Source organism: Chryseobacterium sp. MDT2-18 (assembly GCF_030815285.1).
GTDB classification, from domain to species: domain Bacteria; phylum Bacteroidota; class Bacteroidia; order Flavobacteriales; family Weeksellaceae; genus Kaistella; species Kaistella salivictor.
In genome coordinates this window covers 42986-60053 of record NZ_JAUSWQ010000004.1, presented here as the reverse complement: position 1 = coordinate 60053, position 17068 = coordinate 42986, and the positions used below count along the sequence as shown (strand labels likewise).

Here is a 17068-nt window from a genome sequence, read left to right as displayed (position 1 = left end):
CTTTGAAATGTTAGGAAGAAGACAAATCCGTGAAAAGGTAGTAGAATCGCTGTATTCATATTATCAAAATCCCATTAAATTCGATGTGTTAGAGAAAAACATGTTCTCAGAAATCGATAAAATCTATCATCTTTACATTTACCAACTTAATTTTTTGGTGGCGCTGAAAGATCTGGCAGAACGGCAAATCGAAATCGGTAAGAATAAGTATATTCAAACTGATAAAGAAACCAATCCCAACCAAAAATTCATCAACAATCAGGTTTTAATTAAATTAGAAGAAAATGACGAGCGCCTTTCTTTTACTTCTAAAAATCAGGATTTAAAATGGGATATCTATGATGAATTGCTGGTGAAGACGTTTCAGAGAATGTCGGCCGGTAAAAGATATCAGGATTTTATGAAAGAAGAAGGACATTCTTTCGAAGCTGACCAGAAATTTATCGGGAAATTATTTTTAAGATATATCGCTGAAAACGATGATTTTCATGACCATCTTGAAGGAAAAGAATTGAGTTGGGCGGATGATTTCCATATCGCCAATTCGATGATGCAGAAAACCATTGGTTTTTTTAAAGAAAATGAACCGAGCCATACTTTAATTAAAATGATTAAAGATGAAGAAGACCGTGAATTCGCCCGTAAACTCTTAAAACAATCCCTGAACCATTGGGAAGAAAATGAGAAAAAACTGGAAGGAAGATTAGATAACTGGGAGCTGGACCGTGTGGCTTTAATGGATAAAATCATTCTGATTGCAGCTATTACGGAACTCGATTATTTCCCATTAACGCCGGGAAGAGTTATTATTAATGAATATATCGAAATTTCTAAAGTGTTTTCAACCGACCGTTCCAACATTTTCATCAATGGGATTTTAGATAAATACACCAAAGATTTAAACAGAAGTTAATATGAAAAATTTTATTAAAATAGCACCACTTGTTGTGGCTTTAGCTTTAGTAAGTTGTAAAAAAGACCAGAGCGCAGATCAACTCGTTATCGAGCAGGGAACTGCTCAGGTGGCTGAACCGAACATCGATTCTCAAGAGGATATGGCGAAAGAAGCACAGTCTAAACCTTTAACCAACATTGCACTTTCTGAAGCGCAGTTTGATTTCGGAAAAATTAAAAAAGGAGAACATAAAGAACACACCTACGAAGTGACCAATACCGGAAAAAATCCCCTGATTATTTCTCAGGTAAAACCGGGTTGCGGATGTACCGTTCCTGATTATACCAAAGAGCCGATTCTTCCGGGACAAAAAGGAAAAATTACTTTGAAATTCGATTCTTCTAATTTCGACGGACTCGTTAACAAACAGGCAGAAATATATGCAAATGTAGAAAAAGCACCGATTGTGATTGGCTTTTCTGCAGATATTCAACCATAATTAAATTAATATAATGATAACAATATTTTTACAGGCCGCAGCACCGGAAGGTTCTATGATGCCGACCATGATCATGATGGGACTGATGTTCGTTGGGTTTTATTTCCTGATGATCCGTCCGCAAATGAAAAAATCGAAGCAGGAAAAAAACTTTCAGTCTGAATTAAAAGTAGGAAGCAGAGTTGTTACTACTTCTGGAATGCACGGTAGAATAGCACAAATTCAGGAAGATGGTGTTATTATCGAAACCCTTTCCGGAAAATTGAAGTTTGAAAAAGCAGCGATTTCAAGAGAATTTACACAACAGCGTTTCCCTGATAACGCTTCGGAAACTAAATAATATTTCGAAAGAACTATTTATAAAGCAATCTCAGTGAGGTTGCTTTTTTTTGTTTTTCGGGCAAAAAAAGTTTACTGAAACAGAGTTCAATAAACTTTTAATATAGTCAAGTCGTCAATGATTAAATGACTACTCAATTTCTTTAATTTAACTAAAGAAAAGAATAAGTAAACTCGCTACAAATATCCTGAAAATCGTTACTAAAGGATAAACCTGAGCGTAAGTTTGAATGGGGATATCGGAATCTAAATAATTCGTGCTGAAGGAAAGTGCCGCCGGATCGGTATAACTTCCGCTCATAATGCCAGCCAATTGAAGAAAGTTGATTTTCATAATAAACCGGCCGATAATGACCATTAAAATCAATGGAATAAAGGTAATTGCACAACCATACAATAACCAGAGCCAACCATGATACTGAATAAAATTATCATAGAAACCGTCTCCTGCATGAATGCCTACCGCCGCAAAGAAAAGACAGATTCCAAAGTCTTTCATGAAGTAAGTAGCGCCGGTATTAATATAAGAATGGATGAACGCAATCCCTCCATAACGAGATATCAAAAGCGCAACAATCAGCGGTCCGGCAGCGAATCCTAATTTAATAGGCACCGGTAAACTTGGTATGACAATCGGAATGGAACCCAAAATGACGCCCAATAATAATCCGCCGAATAAGGATAAAAAATCCGGTTCCAATAATTTCTTTTCAGAGTTTCCGATGATTTTTGCAACTTCTTCGATGCCTTCTTTAGAACCGATAACGCGTAATTTATCTCCGTAAAACAGTTCCAGGGAAGGTCGCGGCAGAATTTCTTTCCCTGCCCGGAAAACCCGTGTAACCTTTAAATCGAACGTGTTGTATAGATCAAGCTCCGAGAGTTTTTTATGAATTATTTTCGGATTGGTAACGAAAATGTTTTTCTTCAGAATCTGTTTATCAGACTCGATGAACAAATCCGACGACGGCCGGCCAACGGTTGCGATGAAATCGTCAAGATCTTTTTCTAAACCTACCAACATCAGCACATCCCGGTCATGCAGTTGAACATCCATGGTCGGAGACTGTACGACAATGGTTCCGCTGTGTTTTAATCGTGAAATAACAATTTCTCTACCGAACTCTTTGATCGTTTGGTGCAGGGTTTTTCCAAAATAATACGGATTGGTAATCCGGACTTTCTTATGAACCAAAGGCAGCTCCCGGTTAATTTTTGATTTCCGGAATTTCTTCATTTCTTCATCCGGATTGATTTTTAATAAAAGTTTAGAGATGATAATGGTCGCTATAATTCCGAAAACTCCCAGCGGATAAGTAATCGCGTAACCAATGGTGGGGTCACCGAATTTCTTATCCGGGAACGAATTTGTAATTTCTTCGATCGTGTTTTTAGCGGCTCCTAATCCGGGCGTGTTGGTTACCGAACCACTCATGATTCCTACTAAATCTTCTATTTTGAGGCCGGTGAGATAAAAGAGACCTACGGTAATAATACCGCCAAGAAGAACACAGGAAACAGCCAGAATATTAAACTTTAAACCTTCATTTTTGAAAGACGAGAAAAAGGAAGGTCCGACCTGTAAACCAATTCCGTAAACAAAAAGGATTAAACCGAAGTCACGGATGAAATCTAAAATCCCGGGCTGAATCCGGTAGCCGAAATGTCCCAAAATTAATCCTGTAAACATCACTGCCGAAACACCGAAAGTAATCTTCCCTAATTTTAATCTTCCCAAAAAAACACCGGTCCCGATGGCGAGCATTATGGCGACAATAGATTGCGTTACCGTTGGGTTTTCGCCGGGTAATAAAAGTAATTTTAACCAATCAAACATCTTCTCTATTTTTAGTTTATTAACAAAATTACTGTTAAAAATCTGCAATAGAGAAATCCTTGGAATGAATTCTATCAGCATTTGGAAGTTGGCGTTGCAGGTTGGTTAAGCATTCATTAGCCGAATTCCAATACTGCAGCGTAAACACTCTTTTTTCTCGCAGAAGTTTCGATGATGAAAAAGAAGAGATTGGGTTTCAAGGGCGTTTTTTGGTTTTACTTTTAATGTTTTCCACTGATCGATAATGGTGTTTTTCTCCGCTGCAATACTTTGGTAGATCGTCAGAATTTCATCCGGGATATTTTCATCGGTGTTTTTATGATAGGTATATTTTAAAGGTAAAACGGCATTAATCAGCACCAATTCAACGAAATCTTTCGTTAAAGTTTTCTTGCCGTTTACAGACGATATTTTTCCGAAATTAAACCGGTTGTCCCAATATTCACTGGCTTCCACTTTATGAAAGAGCTGATGAATATCGTCGATATTTTTCGCATTAATGAGTTTTGAAAATAGATTTTGGTTTTGATGGTACAGAGACGCCAGTTGCGAAAGCCGGACTGTTGGAAAATTCGGCGGCCGGAGTTTTGAAAATTTCGGATGAATATAGAAATCGTGTAATTGATATTTAACTTTTAAAAACTCAAATTCCCGTCTCCAAATTTTGGATTGCTCATCAGTCGGTTTGTCGAGCCAGCCGCAGATTCCGAAGAAAAGAGCTTCCAGCTGCGTTTGATTTTGCCGAATTTTACTGAAAATTTTATAGTCGATGCTTTCTGCCAGTTGTTTGAAAATAAGCGCATTTACTTTTAAACCAAAAGCGTAAGCCAGTTGCTGGAACAATATGGCTTCGTAATTATTTTGATGTTGTTTTAATGATTCCTCAATTTCAATCGATTTCTCATCTAGTTTTTTCAGTAAAGTTTCTTCATGAAAATTAATGTGGAAATTTTTAGAATTAAAAATGGTTTCACACGGAATAAATTGGGTTTCCTGTAACAGCGTTTCATATTTTGAAAACACATTTTCATCGATATAGTTTTTCAGTTCCAGGGTCGGAATATTCTTGTTTTTGAATTCTTCTATTTCAACATCATGGATGAAAACGACGTGGACGATGATGTTTTCAAACTCGGGGTTGCCCGAATGTTTGTGAAAAATCCAGTCCGATGATTTTACATGAAGCTCTATATTTCCTGCTATCACCAAACCGTTCGTCTTTATTTTTGCCAAAAGAAAATCCGGTCCCGAGTCGAAATTCCACCTGCCGAAATCTAAGATCTCGAGCTCATTTCCTTCCACATCTCTAAAATCAAAACTGTTGAAAATTTTGAAATTCCACAAATATTGAAGCAGTTTTTCATTCATATCAGAAAACTTTAATTACAAAGTAACAAAGCAAATTCTGAATAAAAAAGGTGAAATAACTATATTTTAAAACGATTCAGCGTATCGGCATACATTTTTTCGTAGATGGGCAGAATGTTTTTTAGATCAAATCTTAAAGCTTGTTCTTTGGCGTTTTTCTTCATTTGAGCCAAAAGACTTTCGTCGCTCAACAGTTTTATAGTGTAGTTGCTCATGGCTTCTACGTTGCCGATTTCGGTGAGATAACCGGTTTCGCCCTGAATGTTCACTTCGGGGATTCCGCCGGCATTAGAGCTGATCACCGGCGTTTCTGCGGCCATCGCTTCCAGCGCCGCCAAACCGAAACTTTCCTGTTCCGACGGAAGTAGAAATACATCCGAAAGCTGCAGAATTTTATATAAATCATTTACTTTTCCCAGCAGACGGACTTTGCCAATCAAATCCGGATGATCCTCTAAAAACTCATTGACAATCTCCATATCAGGACCTTCGCCGATAATGATGAGCATTGATTTTATTTTTGTGTTGACATTCTTGAAAATCTGTAAAACATCCTGCACACGCTTCACAGGACGAAGATTGGAAACGTGAATCAGGATCTTTTCATCTTTCGTTGCAAAATGGTTGCGCTGGCAGATACTGTCCTTTTTAAATTCAGTATTATCAATAAAATTGGTGATTACCTGGATTTCTTTGGTGATTTTAAATAACTGTAAAGTATCTTTTTTTAAACTTTCGGAAACGCTTGTGATGGTATCTGATTGATTGATAGAGAATTCCACAGCATGTTTGTAGCTCGGATGCTGACCTACCAACGTAATATCCGTTCCGTGAAGGGTCGTAACCAGAGGAACGTCTTTTCCTTCTTCTTTCAACATTTGTTTGGCGGTAAACGCCGCATATGCATATGGAATTGCGTAATGCGCATGCAGTAAGTCCAGTTTATACAAATTCACCACGCGGTAAATCATCGACGAAAGCGCAATGTCATACGGTTGGTATTGAAAAAGCGGATACGTCTGCACATTTACTTTATGGAAAAAAATATTGGGATTGGTAATATCTAATCTTGCCGGCAGCGCAGAACTTATAAAATGTACTTCATACCCTTTATCAGCGAGCGCCATACCAAGTTCTGTAGCAACGATGCCACTTCCACCGTAAGTTGGATAACAGAGAATTCCGATTTTCATTTTATTTATTTTTTTTAAATTGAAATTACTCAATTCTGTTTTTTTATTAATTTTTTAAAGGCAAGTCGATTCTGGAAGAGGAATTGAGTTCTAAACCTATTCCTGCTTTTAAACGCTCATTCACCAAAACCGGAAGTTTCCCCCATATTTTCGTTTGTCCCGAAAACGCTTTTGCAGTCGCAATCATCGAATCATCATTGTTTTCATAAGAAACCAAAACTGTAGAAACGCTGGAAATATCAACATCTTTTAAAGCATAAGCAGAACCGAAAACATTTAAGATTACGTTTTGATTTTTACTTAAATCACCCAGAATTTTTTTGCTTTCTGCAGATATTAGATAAGGTTTGTAAGCCGACGAGTTGTCTTTATGAAAGCCTACAATTACTTTGGAATTGGCAGGAATTGTAGAAATTTCCGAAGCTTTTTTTACAATGATGGTATTGTTTAAATTTAACTGATCCAGAAAAGTCTGGTACGGAGCTTCTTCTAAAGGAACATAATAATACGTTTCCTTGCAGTTCAGCGGCAGCATTTTTTTATCATCTTTAATTAAAGTCAGTGCATTTGCGTACATTTTCTGAACGATTTCTGAATGCGTGGAATTATTTAAATCTTCATTAATGTTTGCCGGATTTCCCGGTGTATATTGGGTTAAACCAAGGTAATATTTTGTCAGTAAAATTTTCTTTACACTTTCTTCAACTCTCTGCTGTGGGATTTGCCCTTTGTCAATCGCCTGCTGAATCAGTTTTTTTCCGGTGGCAACATCCTGAGAAAACAGCATAATGTCGTTACCGGCTTCGAAAGCCAGCGCGTCTAATTCGCCGGCTTTAAACCTGTTGGCAACGGCGCCCATATTCAGCGCGTCAGTGATAATTAAACCTTTGTAGCCCAATTGTTCTTTTAAAACACCGGTGATGATGTTTTTGGATATAGAGGCGGGAACTCCTTCCTTTTTTTCGAAGGCAGGAACGTAAAGATGAGCGACCATAACGCCACCAATTCCTTTATCCATTAGCGCTTTAAAGGGAGCAAGTTCTACCTCATTTAATCTTTTCAGAGAATGAGAAACGACGGGAAGATCCAGATGGGAATCCTGATCGGTATCGCCATGTCCCGGGAAATGTTTGATCGCTGCTAAGATGTTGTTATTTTGTAATCCGTTAGAATAAGCTAAAGCAGAGCTGATCACATTAGAAACTTCTGAACCGAAACTTCTGTTTCCGATGATCGGATTATTGGGATTGGTATTCACGTCCACAACCGGTGCGAAATCCCAGTTGACGCCCATTCTTTTGCAGTCTTCAGCGATTTTTGCCGCCATTTCTGTAATGAGATTTTTGTCCTGAATTGCTCCGAGTGTCAATGCCCAAGGGAATTTGTGTGCAGCAGCAATTCTTTGATAAACGCCCCATTCTGCATCCATCCCAATCATCAGAGGGATTTTTGCTTTTTGCTGGAATTCATTCACTAAATTAATTTCCCGTGCAGCGTCATCCTGCATCAGAATCAACCCACCGATTTTATCATTCACGACGATATTTCTCACGTTATTGATATAATCTTCTCCTTTATTGGTATACAGTGCAACAATAAAAAGCTGTCCCAGTTTTTCGTCCTGAGAGAGCGTTTGGTAGGTTTTTTCTACCCACTGATTCGCTTTTTGGGTTTCTGCCGGTGAAATATTCTTGGGATGATATTGCGCATTTGCAATGAAATTAAAGCATAGGAATGCAGTTGTAAAAAAAGAGGCTTTTATCTTGATGTTTTTCATACTATTAGAAATAATGGAAACAAAAATACAATTTTTAATTTTTAAAACGTATTTCCTAATGGCATACAAATTGACTGACCAAACATAATAATCTTTAATCTTTTTTAAAATGAAAAAATACTTCACCCTAATGCTGATTGCAATGTTCGGAATAATAGCGATTAGCTGTGACAACAGAAACGATGACGTATTAGTCAATGACAACGATACTTATTCGGTAGTACTGGATATTAATAATGTGAATTTTTCGTATAATGCTCAGGATGGATATTTCATCAGCAGGTCATTTACAAAACCTTTGTATAATACAGATGTTGTGTTGATTTACAGAAAAACAGGAACTGCTTCAGATGGCTCTCCGGTTTGGCAGTCTATTCCAAGAACACTTTATTTAAATAACGGCAATGAATTGGATTATGATTTTGACTTTACCAAAAATGATATAATGATTTATGCCAGAGGAAATTATGACATTTCTACAACTCCTCAATATTTGAACACTCAGACTTTCAGAGTGGTTTTAGTGCCTGCTTCTTCAGGTGCAAAAAATGCTAATGTAGATTATTCGGACTATAACAGTGTGATTACTTATTTTAAAATTGATGATTCTAAAGTAAAGAACCTGTAAATTTTAATCTTTAAAATAAACATGAACCACAGTTTTTACTGTGGTTTTTCGTGCTAAAAGTCAGGTTAAAAGTACCGGTTTCGATTCTGTAATCGGTGATTTTTTAGTAACTTTATCACTTTAATAATTAATCAAAAACAGATAAATAATGAGTGTTCACATTGCAGCCAAAAAAGGAGAAATTGCTAAAACGGTTTTACAGCCAGGTGATCCTTTAAGAGCAAAATACATCGCCGATAATTTCTTAACGGATGTGAAATTGGTAAGTAAAACCAGAAATGTTTTTTATTTCACAGGACTTTACAAAGGGAAAGAAGTTTCCGTGGGAGCTAGTGGTATGGGAATCCCAAGCATCGGGATTTATTCCTACGAGCTGTTTACAGAATTTGATGTCGATACGATTATCAGAATTGGAACCTGCGGTGCATATACTACCGATTTGAAAGTTTACGATCTGTTAAATGTTGAACATGCGGCAAGCGAATCTACTTATGCAAAGTTTGCCTGGGAAATTGAAGAGGATTTGTTGTCTCACCAAGGAAGCACTTTCGGGTTAATCAATGATTCTGCGAAAGAATTAGCTTTAAATTTAAAAGCAACAAATATTCATACCAGTGATATTTTCTACAGAAAAAATCTGGCACTTCCGGAGATTGCTACAAAATATAACTGTACGGCAGTAGAAATGGAAGCTTTTGCACTTTTCGCTAACGCACAGTATTTGGGGAAAAATGCGGCAACGATTCTCACGGTTTCAGATGTGATTCCTACAGGAGATCAGATTTCTGCCGATCAGCGGGAAACAGCATTGACGCCAATGATTGAGTTGGCTTTAGAAACAGCTATTAAAATGTAAAGAATTAATGAGCGCTATTTTCGTCATCCAGAAGATGACCGAAATAATCCTTTTTAGTTTTCAAATAAGCTTCACTTTCCTTTGTAGAGTCCATCTGCAAAGGAATTCTTTTATTCAGGCGGATGCTGCTGTCCGTTACAAATTTTAATTTTTGCGGATTATTCGTTAAAAGATTAATTTCCTTAACATTTAGAATCTTTAAAATTTCTATTGCAACACCAAAATTTCTGTCATCAGCAGGAAGACCAAGTTCTAAGTTGGCTTCTACCGTATCGAAACCCTTTTCCTGTAAAGCATAAGCTTTCAGTTTATTGATGATGCCGATGTTTCTTCCTTCCTGTCTTAAATAGATGATAATCCCGCCGTTTTTGTGCATGAAATTCATTGCCGCATCAAGTTGTTGGCCGCACTCACATTTCTTGGAATGAAAGACTTCGCCGGTAATGCATTCAGAATGAAAACGTACATTAATCGGTTTTGTAAAATCGGTGTTTTTAGCAATAATTGCCATATGAGGCATCCAATCTTGGTCAGATTCAGAAAATGCAATCATACGAAATTCCCCGTACTCTGTCGGAACGTTTGATTCTGCTTGAATTTTTAACATGGAGTTTGTTGCTATTTTGAGGGCTTCGAGGTGGAATCTTTTGAAATGTTGCTTTCCAGAAAAGTCATATTGGTTTTAATTCTTACCAGGTATCGGTTGAGAATCTGATCATCGTCCTTATTCAAATATTTCCTGAGAATCTGAAGGTTTTTGTACGATTTTTCGAAATTGCGGTGCGCGTTGTTTCGTCCGTTGATATTATAGGCATCCATCGCACCGATATAATCTTTCAGATAATATTTGAGTTTCGCTACTTCAGCGTTTACGGTCTCATTTCTAAACTTAGGAAATGATGCGATCAGATTGGTAATTTCAGCTGAATAAACGATGAGATTTTTTCTGTCACCGTAAGAGTACATTTCTTCCTGAACACTCACTGCACCAATTGGGGAAAGATTGATCTTCTCCGCAGAACAGGATAAAGCGAGCATTAATAATATAATGTAGCCAAAGTTCAGTTTACACATTTTTTTACATTTTGATAAAGGATCGGATTAAGACTTTCATCATTGTACATTTTCATTTGTTTATACACTTTCATCTTAATATTGCCGTTCTCTATATCAAAAAGCAATTGGTCAATTGCTTCAGAAAGATCTTCTTGCTGTTCCAGTAAAGTGTTTAATTTTACGGAGCAATTTTTTCTATGCTCATCACTTGCGGACTCACGTTGAGCTTCAAGTTTCATGTGATAGACTTTTAATGCTAAAATAGACAGGCGATCCACTGCCCAGGCAGGAGTCTCCGAATTAATTTTAGCGTCGACATTTGGTAAAATATTCTTATACTTCTCTAGAAACCAACTGTCGATATACTCCACCAAATCAGTTCTTTTCTGATTGGAATCGTCTATTGTTCTCTTTAATTTTAAAGCTTCAGTTGGATCGATGTTTTCATCACGAATTATGTCTTCCAAATGCCATTGAACGGTATCAATCCAATTCTTTGCATACAAAAGATGTTCCAAACTATCTTTTGAATAGGGATTATTTACTGGAGTGTCTACATTATCAGTAATGTGATAGTCAATTATCGATTGGTTGAAGACCTTCCACGCAGTTTCTGTAAAAATCATTAAAATCTAATTTAAGGGGTCGTAGAGCTGGAGTTGCTTTTTGGTTCTTCAGTTTTTTTAGAGTCCTCTTCTTTCACAGCATCTTTAAATTCTTTGATACCAGAACCTAATCCTCTCATCATTTCCGGGATTTTTTTACCACCGAAAAAAACCAAAATAATGATTCCGACGATTAATAAATGTTGCCAGGAAAGTGCCAATATTGTAAGTGTATTCATTTTTTAAAATTTTGTACAAAGTTATATTATTTTTTTAATTCACCCAACCTAATGGATCAACCGGACTGCTGCCATTCCAGATCTGGAAATCTAAGGTATAACTACCGTCGAAATCTTCGCCGATTAACCCTATAGATGTTCCTGCTGAGACCTGCTGGTTTGCCGATGCCATTGTGCTGGAGAGGTTTGCATAGATTGTAAAGTAATCACCATGTTTTACAATGACGGTTTTGGAACCGTCTGCAGATGCAACCACACGGGAAACGGTTCCGGGAGCAACGCATTTTGCAACTGTTCCTTTTGATACCGCAATTTTAATACCGTTGTTTTCCTCAACAATATTTTTGAAAACCGGGTGAGGCTGTCTTCCGAAACGGTGGGTGATGGTGCCATAGGCGGGCATTCCCATTTTTCCGCGGTTCGCGGCAAAGTTATTTCCTACGGCTGCTGTAACACCATAATTCGTCATTACTTTTGTTTCTGCCGCTTTCTTTTCATCATCGTTTTTTTTCACCATAGTCGCTTCTGCTGCCCGGGCAGTAGATGCTCTGTCGGCAGCGGCTTTTGCATTTGCGGCAGCTTCGGCAGCGTCTTTTGCGGCAGCCAGTCTTCTTGCTTCCGCTTTTTCGGCTTCTGCTGCTTTTTTAGAATCCTCTGTCTTTTTTGCATCTGCCAAAGCGGCTAGTTTTGCTTTTTCGGCTTCGTCTGCTGCTTTTCTTTCAGAGATTTCTTTCAGTTTTCTTGCTTCATCGTCTGCTTTCTTTTTTTCTAAAGCCAAGGCTTCCATTCGCGCTTTGTTCTCCGCTTCTATTTTTGCTTTTTCTCTTTCAGCAGCGATTTTTGCCACCCGTATTTTTTCAGCTTCTGCCTTTCTGTTTTCCTCTTCTTTTGCTTTTGCAATTCTTATCTCATCAGCAATAATTGATCGGATTTGACCTTCCAGCTGTTTAGATTCTGCCTGCTTTTGTTTCAGCTCACTGGTAAGTTGAACTTCGTTTTTCTTAAATTCTTCTAAGAGCGACTGTTTTGTTTTTTTCTCAGCTTCGATGGTCAACAAATCCTTTTGCTGATTGGTAAGAATCATTTCTTTGTCCTTTACAGATTTCTGTTTCAAGGTGATGTTTTCCTGCAGAACTTTTGCCGCGGTGGAAATTTCTGCCGCTTTTTTATCCTGATAATCCGAGTAATCTTTTAAATATTGAATTCTTCTGAGTGCTTCGCCTAAATTTTTAGAGGATAAAATAAAAGTTACTTTATTTTGTGCACCTTTATTTTTATAGGCTTTAACGAGAACTTCCGCATAGTTTTTTCTCAGGACCGCAAGTTCCCGGTTTTGGCGGTTGATTTCTAATTGGCGCAGGTAAATTTCGTCCTCAATCAATCGTTTTTCCTTTTGCGTATTGGTATATACCTTTTCGCGAAGGCCAATTTTCTTTTCGACTTCGTTTAGGTAAGCGACAGAAAGTTTTGATTGTTGTTGGGTTTTAGCCAGATTGGCATTGATGGTCGAAATTTGTTTTTTAAGTTCCGCATTTTGCTTTTGAAGTTGTTCTTTTTTCTGCCCAGAAAAAAAAGCGAACAGAAAAATTCCTATTAAAAAGCTTATTCTTTTGATCATTTAATCTCAGTTTTCGTATAATTATTGGGAACGGAATAAGGTGCTTCCATTTTCGAACTCTCAAATTTCGTATTTTCCAGTAAAATCTGGCTGTTTTTTGAACCTTTTATTATTATTTTAACATTTTTAGGAAGTTGTATGTTTTCAAAATTTTCCCAGTTAGAATAGGAAACTTCGAGCTGATCAGGCGCATCTATTTTTTGCAAAGAAACATTCTCAAGATTCATTTCGTTATTATAAGTCAATGTAGCCGAATATTCAGAGACCTTTCCGTTTGTTTGAAAACTTAAATTTTTCTCAGAAGTTAAAAGGTAACCCTGAGCGTTTTTGGTGAGTTTAAAATCTTTGTCATTAACCGGAATAAATGTTTTTCCTAATAACAGATTTTGAAAAGCACCGTAATCGATGAAGTTGACATTCAATAGTGAATTCAAATAAGAGAAATCGGATTCGATGTAGGTCCTGTTCCATTTTTCATATCCTTTGATTCCTTCAGGAGTTGCAATTCCTCTTCCTACGTTTAAAAACAGGGCGATCATATTGATCCAGACTTTTTGATCTTTTTCAATATAAATGGTGGCGTCTAATGGAGGAATGAATTTACCTGTTTCTGCGGTAATCCGGGAGTTGATTTTCAGTTGCTGAAAATCTGTCTTCTCATTAATTTTGCTGAAAAAATTAGCGCTTGAAGCAACCGGCGCAGTGATGCTGATTGGATTTTCAACAGCCATTTTTGTTTTGCAGGAAATCAGCGTAATCATGAATGCAGATGCAAGGATGTATTTTTTCATTTGAATTTTATTTAAACTTTCGGGAAAGTTTACAATATTAACGCCAAACCACACCAATTGTTTCGTGTGGTTGATGGCGAATCAGTTTGATATCGGTTTAAAGATTTTATGGTTCGAAAGAAAATCCAGAACAGAAAAGTCTCCCAGAGAGATCTCGCGGGCAACGCCATAGTATTCTGCCGAATTTCCGATCATTGAATTGCTTAGATTTCCGTGGTCGATCATGGTGTTTTCCTGAATCAGAGAATTGTCAATATTCGAGTTGATAATCTTCGTGTTGTTTCCGATAGAAACTCTCGGTCCAATTTTCGAGTTGGAGATTTCCACATTTTCACCGATGAAACACGGTGGGATGATCATACAGTTGTCAATTTTTGCAGAAGCAGGAAATTGCGAAACATTTTCTCTTTCGTATTCCAAAACTTTCCCGTTGGTATCCACGGTTGCATTTTTATTTCCGCAGTCCATCCAGTCATCAACTTTGCCCAATGAAAATTTTGCTCCTTTTTGGCGAAGATTTTCTAAAGCGGTTGTCAGTTGATATTCACCGCCCTGTTTAATACCATTATCCATGATATAATTAATTTCGCTCATCAGTTTTTCGGCAGAATTGAAATAGTAAATTCCAATAATGGCCAAATCTGAGACAAAAGTTTTAGGTTTTTCTACGAAATCAGTAATGAACCCGTAATCATCTAATTTTACGACGCCAAATGCAGAAGGATCTTCTACTTTTTTCACCCAAATTACACCATCTGAATTTTTATCTAATTTGAAATCTGCTTTAAACAAAGTGTCCGCAAAAGCAACAACTACATTGCCCTGCATTGACTGTTCCGCACATTTAATAGCGTGTGCTGTTCCTAATGGTTCATCTTGCGTATAAACGGTTCCTTTCGCCCCCAGACTTTCTGCAATCTGAATTAAAGACGCTTCAACTTCTGCTCCGAAATCTCCAATAATAAAAGCGATTTCATCGATTTTTTCGCCGGCTACTTTTGTAATATCTTCAACCAAGCGTTGAACAATGGGCTTGCCTGCAATTGGGATTAATGGTTTCGGAACGGTTAAAGTGTGTGGTCTTAATCTGGAACCACGACCAGCCATAGGAACGATAATTTTCATAGTTTGTATGTTTTTTTTGTCTGATTTTTTATGATTGAAATCAATTTATAGAAAGAGACTTTTTTAATATTTATAAATGGGTACTTCCGAATCCTCCGGCTCCCCTTTCAGTTTCACTGATTTCAGCAACTTCCAGCCATTCTGCGGTTTCATATTTGGCAATTACCATTTGCGCAATCCGGTCACCATTATTGATGTTGAAATCTTCGGTGGACAAATTTACTAAAATAACCCCAATTTCTCCGCGGTAATCCGCGTCGATGGTTCCGGGCGCGTTCAGCACCGTAATACCGTTTTTTATAGATAATCCACTTCTGGGTCTGATCTGTGCTTCAAAACCTTCACTGAGTTCGAGAAACAGTCCGGTGGGAATTAATTTCCTTTCCAAAGATTTTAAAGTGATGCTTTCTTCCAAATTAGCGTACAGATCCATTCCTGCAGAAAGTGCTGTCTGATATTGCGGTAAAGGATGTTGTGATTTATTGATGATTTTTATTTTCATATTTAAGCTTTTCTGATTTTTTTTAAAGTTTCTTTTTCCACATAAAAAACAATGGCTAAAAATACTAATAATAATGAATTTCCTATAAGTAAATTGCCGCCGAGCACATAATAAGAGAGGAGCGAGAAGAAAATGCTTAAACTCAAATATCCCATTATTTTTTTCATGTGATAAGGAATCGGGTAAAAATATTGACCAAGGAAATACGATACCGTCATCATCGAGAAATAGCTTAAAAAAGTTCCCCATGTTGAAGCCCAATATCCGTAAGACGGGATAAAATACACATTCACCGCAACCGTTACGGCGGCTCCTAAAACCGAAATATAAGCACCAAAAATTGTCTTGTCAGAAAGTTTATACCAAACCGACATGTTCAGATAAATTCCCAGAAAAACAGCGGCGATCAAAACAATCGGCACAATTGATATTCCAACATTATAGGCAGGATTTGCGAGGTATAATTTCGCAAGCCAATCTAAATTAACGCATAAAGCCAGCAGAATAATGCAGTTTACAATGACGAACATATCCATCAGTTTTGCATACGCTTGTCCGGAGTTTTCATTTTTAGCATGGGAAAAAAAGAAAGGTTCAATTCCCAAAAGATACGCTTGCCGGAACAAGGTAAGGAAAGTCACGATTTTACAAACTGCTCCGTAAATTGCCATTTGTTCTGTATTGGTTCCGTCCGGTAAAAGATATTTCAAAAACTGGCGATCCATCGTTTCATTAATCACTCCGGCTAAACCAGCAATCGTAATTGGCCAGGAATATGCCATCATTTTCTTCCAGAGCTTCCAGTCAAAAGCACCGATCCGTACTGACTTTATTTCTTGTGACAGCAGAATAAATGTTACGGCACTCGCAACTAAATTGGCGACAAATACATATCCGATTCCAAACTCTTTATGATAGGTAAATCCGAAGAGCCCTTTTGCTCCTAATTTTGGTAAAATAACGATGAAAAATAAAACCAGAAGAAAATTAATAACGCCATTAATAATTTTAATTAAAGCGAATTTTTTGGGGCGGCCGGTTTTTCTTAAAATGACAAATGGCATGGTAGAAAGTCCATCCAAACCAAGCACGAAAAGCATCATGGTTAAAAGGTTGATCTGATCAGGTGTTTTGAAGGCGACTGCTAAATCCTGTCGGAAAATATAACAGAAAATCATAAATAAAAATGACGCTGCGACGACACTTAACGTAGAAGTGGAAATCAATTTCCTGATGTCATCTTCTTTTTCGGCAAACCTGAAAAACGTAGTTTCCATACCGTGAGAAAGCAAAACAATGATGATCCCCGCCACCGAATAAAAATCGATAAACGGCGCCAATGACTGCGGACCAAATGCGTGAGTGACAAAAGGACTGATGATAAATGGGAATAATCGGATAATAACAGTGCTTAGACCATAGATCGCGGTTTGTCCCAATAATTTTTTATACAAAATTTCTGAATTTCTGCAAATATAATTAAATAGATTTGAGCTGAAAACATTTCAAAATTCAGATTACTCTAAATAAATTAATTTTTTTGCCACGAATACACGAATCTATTTTACTCTGTTTAAATGAATTGCCGATTTTAAGTAGGTGCTTTTTAATTTAAAGAATAAAGAATATTCGTGAATTTGTGGCTTTTGATTCATTCATTAATTTTAATTTATTTGAAATGAAGAGGAAGCGTTTTTTAATCGTTTTTAAATATTAAATTTGTGGAAGCTGATTTCCGAA

Annotated in this window: 18 protein-coding genes; 5 read left to right on the top strand and 13 right to left on the bottom strand. The window is 37.1% G+C overall.

Annotated elements, in window-relative coordinates:
* The first annotated feature begins 7 nt into the window (after positions 1-7).
* From nusB to yajC, 3 genes are read left to right on the top strand one after another with little or no spacing between them, the layout of a single operon-like run.
* On the top strand, positions 8-913 hold the full coding sequence (nusB, locus tag QF004_RS05530; protein WP_133439010.1) for a transcription antitermination factor NusB: 906 nt from the start codon (positions 8-10) through the stop codon (positions 911-913).
* 1 nt (position 914) lies between these two features.
* A complete protein-coding gene (locus QF004_RS05525; RefSeq protein ID WP_307423733.1) occupies positions 915-1394 on the top strand; it encodes a DUF1573 domain-containing protein in 480 nt (159 codons plus the stop codon).
* Positions 1395-1407: 13 nt separating this feature from the next.
* Entirely contained in the window at positions 1408-1734 is a 327-nt protein-coding gene (gene yajC, locus QF004_RS05520) for a preprotein translocase subunit YajC (RefSeq protein ID WP_133439008.1), read from the top strand.
* A gap of 147 nt (positions 1735-1881) precedes the next feature.
* Here yajC and QF004_RS05515 read toward each other — a convergent pair whose 3' ends face one another.
* The 4 genes from QF004_RS05515 to QF004_RS05500 form a co-directional block, all read right to left on the bottom strand.
* Positions 1882-3570, bottom strand: a complete 1689-nt coding sequence (locus QF004_RS05515; protein ID WP_165983186.1) for a putative transporter — start codon at positions 3568-3570, stop codon at positions 1882-1884.
* A gap of 105 nt (positions 3571-3675) precedes the next feature.
* Complete coding sequence (locus QF004_RS05510) at positions 3676-4938, bottom strand: DUF2851 family protein (RefSeq protein WP_307423730.1); 1263 nt, start codon at positions 4936-4938, stop codon at positions 3676-3678.
* Between the two features lie 59 nt (positions 4939-4997).
* Complete coding sequence (bshA, locus tag QF004_RS05505) at positions 4998-6131, bottom strand: N-acetyl-alpha-D-glucosaminyl L-malate synthase BshA (protein WP_133439005.1); 1134 nt, start codon at positions 6129-6131, stop codon at positions 4998-5000.
* Positions 6132-6177: 46 nt separating this feature from the next.
* A complete protein-coding gene (locus QF004_RS05500) occupies positions 6178-7908 on the bottom strand; it encodes a glycoside hydrolase family 3 protein (RefSeq protein WP_307423725.1) in 1731 nt (576 codons plus the stop codon).
* Positions 7909-8017: 109 nt separating this feature from the next.
* Between QF004_RS05500 and QF004_RS05495 the strand changes: the two genes are divergently transcribed.
* The gene (locus tag QF004_RS05495) at positions 8018-8536 is read left to right on the top strand and encodes a hypothetical protein (RefSeq protein ID WP_307423722.1); all 519 of its coding nucleotides are present in this window, start codon (positions 8018-8020) and stop codon (positions 8534-8536) included.
* 148 nt (positions 8537-8684) lie between these two features.
* A complete protein-coding gene (deoD, locus tag QF004_RS05490; protein WP_307423719.1) occupies positions 8685-9392 on the top strand; it encodes a purine-nucleoside phosphorylase in 708 nt (235 codons plus the stop codon).
* A gap of 4 nt (positions 9393-9396) precedes the next feature.
* Here the strand turns inward: deoD and ribA are convergent, their stop codons facing one another.
* The 9 genes from ribA to QF004_RS05445 all read right to left on the bottom strand — a co-directional run bounded on the left by ribA (position 9397) and on the right by QF004_RS05445 (position 16782).
* Complete coding sequence (ribA, locus tag QF004_RS05485; RefSeq protein ID WP_133439001.1) at positions 9397-9999, bottom strand: GTP cyclohydrolase II; 603 nt, start codon at positions 9997-9999, stop codon at positions 9397-9399.
* A gap of 11 nt (positions 10000-10010) precedes the next feature.
* Positions 10011-10466 carry a hypothetical protein gene (locus QF004_RS05480; RefSeq protein ID WP_133439000.1) on the bottom strand — a complete coding sequence of 152 codons (456 nt, stop codon included), beginning with the start codon at positions 10464-10466 and terminating at the stop codon, positions 10011-10013.
* Positions 10454-11074: a DUF4254 domain-containing protein gene (locus QF004_RS05475; protein ID WP_133438999.1), complete on the bottom strand. Its 621-nt coding sequence runs from the start codon at positions 11072-11074 to the stop codon at positions 10454-10456. Before QF004_RS05475 ends, QF004_RS05480 begins: the two co-directional genes overlap by 13 nt.
* 11 nt (positions 11075-11085) lie before the next feature.
* Complete coding sequence (locus tag QF004_RS05470) at positions 11086-11292, bottom strand: twin-arginine translocase TatA/TatE family subunit (RefSeq protein ID WP_133438998.1); 207 nt, start codon at positions 11290-11292, stop codon at positions 11086-11088.
* A 34-nt stretch (positions 11293-11326) separates the two neighbouring features.
* On the bottom strand, positions 11327-12910 hold the full coding sequence (locus QF004_RS05465; RefSeq protein WP_307423708.1) for a M23 family metallopeptidase: 1584 nt from the start codon (positions 12908-12910) through the stop codon (positions 11327-11329).
* Positions 12907-13701 carry a DUF4292 domain-containing protein gene (locus QF004_RS05460; RefSeq protein WP_307423705.1) on the bottom strand — a complete coding sequence of 265 codons (795 nt, stop codon included), beginning with the start codon at positions 13699-13701 and terminating at the stop codon, positions 12907-12909. Before QF004_RS05460 ends, QF004_RS05465 begins: the two co-directional genes overlap by 4 nt.
* A gap of 81 nt (positions 13702-13782) precedes the next feature.
* On the bottom strand, positions 13783-14826 hold the full coding sequence (locus QF004_RS05455) for a sugar phosphate nucleotidyltransferase (RefSeq protein ID WP_307423702.1): 1044 nt from the start codon (positions 14824-14826) through the stop codon (positions 13783-13785).
* Between the two features lie 70 nt (positions 14827-14896).
* Entirely contained in the window at positions 14897-15328 is a 432-nt protein-coding gene (dut, locus tag QF004_RS05450) for a dUTP diphosphatase (protein ID WP_133438994.1), read from the bottom strand.
* A gap of 2 nt (positions 15329-15330) precedes the next feature.
* Positions 15331-16782 carry a lipopolysaccharide biosynthesis protein gene (locus QF004_RS05445; RefSeq protein ID WP_307423699.1) on the bottom strand — a complete coding sequence of 484 codons (1452 nt, stop codon included), beginning with the start codon at positions 16780-16782 and terminating at the stop codon, positions 15331-15333.
* Positions 16783-17068 lie beyond the last annotated feature (286 nt).

Bases quoted from the DNA above. Each gene is read 5' to 3' on its own strand.
- QF004_RS05475 (WP_133438999.1), bottom strand. From the start codon at position 11,074: ATGATTTTTACAGAAACTGCGTGGAAGGTCTTCAACCAATCGATAATT.
- QF004_RS05465 (WP_307423708.1), bottom strand. From the start codon at position 12,910: ATGATCAAAAGAATAAGCTTTTTAATAGGAATTTTTCTGTTCGCTTTT.
- QF004_RS05470 (WP_133438998.1), bottom strand. From the start codon at position 11,292: ATGAATACACTTACAATATTGGCACTTTCCTGGCAACATTTATTAATC.
- bshA (WP_133439005.1), bottom strand. From the start codon at position 6,131: ATGAAAATCGGAATTCTCTGTTATCCAACTTACGGTGGAAGTGGCATC.
- QF004_RS05480 (WP_133439000.1), bottom strand. From the start codon at position 10,466: ATGTGTAAACTGAACTTTGGCTACATTATATTATTAATGCTCGCTTTA.
- QF004_RS05495 (WP_307423722.1), top strand. From the start codon at position 8,018: ATGAAAAAATACTTCACCCTAATGCTGATTGCAATGTTCGGAATAATA.
- deoD (WP_307423719.1), top strand. From the start codon at position 8,685: ATGAGTGTTCACATTGCAGCCAAAAAAGGAGAAATTGCTAAAACGGTT.
- QF004_RS05455 (WP_307423702.1), bottom strand. From the start codon at position 14,826: ATGAAAATTATCGTTCCTATGGCTGGTCGTGGTTCCAGATTAAGACCA.
- QF004_RS05460 (WP_307423705.1), bottom strand. From the start codon at position 13,701: ATGAAAAAATACATCCTTGCATCTGCATTCATGATTACGCTGATTTCC.
- QF004_RS05500 (WP_307423725.1), bottom strand. From the start codon at position 7,908: ATGAAAAACATCAAGATAAAAGCCTCTTTTTTTACAACTGCATTCCTA.
- QF004_RS05510 (WP_307423730.1), bottom strand. From the start codon at position 4,938: ATGAATGAAAAACTGCTTCAATATTTGTGGAATTTCAAAATTTTCAAC.
- yajC (WP_133439008.1), top strand. From the start codon at position 1,408: ATGATAACAATATTTTTACAGGCCGCAGCACCGGAAGGTTCTATGATG.
- nusB (WP_133439010.1), top strand. From the start codon at position 8: ATGTTAGGAAGAAGACAAATCCGTGAAAAGGTAGTAGAATCGCTGTAT.
- QF004_RS05515 (WP_165983186.1), bottom strand. From the start codon at position 3,570: ATGTTTGATTGGTTAAAATTACTTTTATTACCCGGCGAAAACCCAACG.
- QF004_RS05525 (WP_307423733.1), top strand. From the start codon at position 915: ATGAAAAATTTTATTAAAATAGCACCACTTGTTGTGGCTTTAGCTTTA.
- ribA (WP_133439001.1), bottom strand. From the start codon at position 9,999: ATGTTAAAAATTCAAGCAGAATCAAACGTTCCGACAGAGTACGGGGAA.
- dut (WP_133438994.1), bottom strand. From the start codon at position 15,328: ATGAAAATAAAAATCATCAATAAATCACAACATCCTTTACCGCAATAT.